We start from the raw sequence: 3,317 nt of genomic DNA on the forward strand, positions 1-3,317 counted from the left end.
GAGGCGGGCGCGGCGGCCGTCGCGGCCGGTGGCACCGGACGACCCGCCTCACGGACGGCGTCGGCGAGTGCGAGCAGGTCGTCCCGGCTCGGTGGCGGGGTGGTGAGCTCCGGGGTCAGGCGGACCACCTCCCAGCCGCGCGGCGCGGTCAGCCGCTGGGCGTGCACCGCGCACAGGTCGTACGAGTGCGGTTCGGCGAGCTGGGCCAGGGGCCCCAGGACCGCCGTGGAGTCGGCGTACACATAGGTGAGTGTCGCGACCGCGGGTTGCCCGCACGCCGTTCGCGAGCACTGCCGGACGCTTCTCACGGACCCGACGGTACCGCGCACGTCCCACAGCCACCGGCAGGCGCGGCCGTCGGGACCGACCGGGCTACCCTGGGTGGGTGATGGCGTGGGGAACGAGTCGGCGACCCGGCGGTGCGGCGGGGACCCCCGGACCCGCGCCGTCCCGCTCGCTCGTGGGCACCCGGCACGCCGGTGCGGCCCCGGCGCCCACGGTGGGGGTGCGCCGACGGGACCGGCGCGGTCGCGGTCTGCGTGGGCCGCTCATGCCGTCCTCGTTGCCCGCCTACCGCACGCGGGCCGAGCGCTTCGACGACCTCGTGCTCGACGCCGTCGAGTCGCTCGAACGACGGTGGTCGCGCCAGCTCGACGGCACCGAGTTCGCCGTCGAGGACGTCCCCCCGAGCCAGCCGGCGCCCTGGGAGGTCGGCGGGGTCCCGCTCGGCCGGTACTTCCCGTCCGACGCAGGTCAGCCCGACCGGATCGTGGTGTACCGCCGCCCGATCGAGATCCGCGCCGTCGACCGTGACGACCTGGCCGACCTCGTGCACGACGTCGTGGTCGAGCAGGTCGCCCACCTCATGGGTCGGGCACCCCAGGACATCGACCCCGACTTCCGCGACGACCACTGAGGCCCTTCCTTCCCCATGAGCACCGCCATCGTTCGCGTCGTCTGCGTCGTCTTCCACCCCGGTGACGAGCTCGCTGCGTTCGTGGACTCGCTGCCGGCCGCCTCGTCGCGCCCGGTCGAGCTCGTCGTCGTCGACAACGGGACCGACCAGTCGGTGTCCGGCCCGGTCACCGCACGCGCCGGCGGCCGGCTCGTCGTCACAGGCGCGAACCTGGGGTACGGGGCGGCAGCGAACCGGGGGGCGGCGGGTGCCAGCGCGCCGTGGATCGTCGTGGCCAACCCCGACATCGTGTGGACACCGGGTTCGTTGGACGTGCTGCTCGACGTCGGCGCCACCGAACCGGGGGTCGGCGCCCTGGGACCGCAGGTGTGCAACGTCGACGGCACCGTCTACCCGTCGGCCCGCGAGCTCCCGTCACTCACCCAGGGTGCGGGCCATGCGGTGTTCTCCCGGATCTGGCCCACCAACCCGTGGACCCGGGCCTATCACGCGCGGCAGGAGCAGGCCGGTGAGCGGCGCACCGCCGGGTGGCTGTCCGGGTCCTGCCTGCTGCTCCGCCGGGACGCCTTCGAGCAGGTCGGGGGCTTCGACGAGGGGTACTTCATGTTCTTCGAGGACATCGACCTCGGTGAGCGTCTGGGCCGCGCCGGCTGGGCCAACCTCTACGTGCCCCAGGCCAGCGTGACCCACGTCGGCGGCGCCTCCTGGCGGGCGACTCCCGCACCGATGATCCGGGCCCACCACGCGAGCGCCCGCCGGTACCTGTTCGCCCGGTACTCGCGCTGGTACCAGGCGCCGGTCCGGGCCGCGCTCGCGGTCGGTCTCGCCGCCCGTGAGCGGGTGCAGGTGCACACCTCGCGCCGAGGCTGAGGCCCCGCCGACGGACGGAGCCCGAGCCGCTCACCGACCGTCCTGGGTCGGCGTCGAACCGCACCGGGGCCGAGGTCAGCCCAGTCCGAGCGCCGGGTCCTCGCGCACCGGCACTGCCGCGGCGGTGGCCTCCTGGCCGATCGGGTCGAGCAGCGTGACCAGGTCGCCGTCGGCCTGGGACACGGTTGCCAGCAGGGCCCAGACCAGGCGCGCGGTGGCGCCGTCCGCAGGGACGACCCGAACGGCCGCCACGTCCGAGGCCCGGGTGCCGGCCGGCAGCAGGTCGCCGACCGCCCACGCACCTGTCGTGCCGGCGTCGACCGACAGCGAGTGGCTGGCCAGCACCTGCCCGTCGGTGCCGATCACCTCGACCTGCCCGGCAGCACTCACCTGGGCCGACACGTCGGTGCCGTCGCCCACCGCCCCGACGACGAGGGTCGAGGACACGGCGGCGGGGACGGCGACCACGCCCTCGCCGCCCGTGGTGGCCGCGGCCGAGGCGCGGGCCACACGGGCCGTGTCGTCGAGTTCGCCGGCCTTGCCCACCCGGGAGAACGTCACCGAGGCCACGATGGAGACATCGGCGTCTGCGACGACCGTGTAGCGGTCGGCAGGAAGCCCACCGAGCGGGACATCGACCACCTGCCCCGCAGCAAGGTCGACGGACTGCGCACCCGGCAGGTCCACGGGGCCGCTCGAGCCGAGCAACGACAGGTGCGCCGTGGTGTCGTGGTCCGGGGCCAGCAGACGCAGGACCGGCTGGGCAGCGTCGCCCACCGCCGAGGCGTCGACCACCACCCCGGGCACCGTCTGGCGCTCGGCCGGCCCGGCGCCCGCCACCACCAGGGCGGTGCCGGCCGGTGTGAAGCCGTTGAGCAGGTCGTCCTGCAGGTGGGCCCACAGCTGTCCGCCGCTCACCGCGACGTGCACCACGAGGGCGCGCTGCTCACCCGCGACCGCGGCGAGGTCGACGACCTGCTGGGCTCCCGGGGCCACCAGGACCCGGTCGGTCGTGAGGTCCACCGGACCGGCCGAGCCCCACACCTGCCAGGTGGCGAGGGCCGCGGTGCTGCCCGCGTTCACCAGGACCAGACGGGCGGTCGCACCGGCTGTCGTGGCACCCCCGACGAGCCAGGCCTGCGCACTGGCCGGCTGGCAGGACGCGGCCGCCAGCCCGCGCAGGTCGCCGGCCGTCGTCAGCGTCGTGCTCGCGGCGGCGACCTGCGTCGTGCCGCCGGGACCCGCATCGGCGCGGATCACCGACGCCTGGTGGACGCCGCGCAGCTCGGCCGAGGCGCCACCGCCGGCGAGCTGGTCCAGGGTCGTACCGTCCAGACCGCGGAGGAGCGCCGGACCTGCGGCATCGCCGACCGTCACCGCGCCGAGCCGGGTGACCGGCGGCACCGGGACCGCGTCGAACTGCGAGCCGGTCGACGTCACGCCCTGGGGCAGCTGCAGGGTGCCGGGGCACACGAGCGCCGTCGCGGCGGACGGCACCTGCACGGCGGCGTCGGGCACGTCGCGCGCGGCG

Annotated in this window: 4 protein-coding genes; 2 read left to right on the plus strand and 2 right to left on the minus strand. The window is 75.7% G+C overall.

The features are described from left to right. Positions 1-308 (minus strand): DUF3499 domain-containing protein (locus tag F2B26_RS15255; protein WP_159810814.1); only part of this gene is annotated, 308 nt, incomplete at its 3' end. A gap of 80 nt (positions 309-388) precedes the next feature. Here F2B26_RS15255 and F2B26_RS15260 point away from each other — a divergent pair. Next, positions 389-916 carry a metallopeptidase family protein gene (locus tag F2B26_RS15260; protein ID WP_201292775.1) on the plus strand — a complete coding sequence of 176 codons (528 nt, stop codon included), beginning with the start codon at positions 389-391 and terminating at the stop codon, positions 914-916. A gap of 15 nt (positions 917-931) precedes the next feature. Then, positions 932-1,786 carry a glycosyltransferase gene (locus tag F2B26_RS15265; RefSeq protein WP_159810816.1) on the plus strand — a complete coding sequence of 285 codons (855 nt, stop codon included), beginning with the start codon at positions 932-934 and terminating at the stop codon, positions 1,784-1,786. A 75-nt stretch (positions 1,787-1,861) separates the two neighbouring features. Here F2B26_RS15265 and F2B26_RS15270 read toward each other — a convergent pair. Continuing rightward, positions 1,862-3,317 (minus strand): DUF5719 family protein (locus F2B26_RS15270; RefSeq protein ID WP_159810818.1); only part of this gene is annotated, 1,456 nt, incomplete at its 5' end.

Origin of the sequence: Cellulomonas citrea (assembly GCF_009829685.1) — a bacterium.
Classification (GTDB): Bacteria; Actinomycetota; Actinomycetes; order Actinomycetales; family Cellulomonadaceae; genus Cellulomonas; species Cellulomonas citrea.

Bases quoted from the DNA above. Each gene is read 5' to 3' on its own strand.
- F2B26_RS15260 (WP_201292775.1), top strand. From the start codon at position 389: ATGGCGTGGGGAACGAGTCGGCGACCCGGCGGTGCGGCGGGGACCCCC.
- F2B26_RS15265 (WP_159810816.1), top strand. From the start codon at position 932: ATGAGCACCGCCATCGTTCGCGTCGTCTGCGTCGTCTTCCACCCCGGT.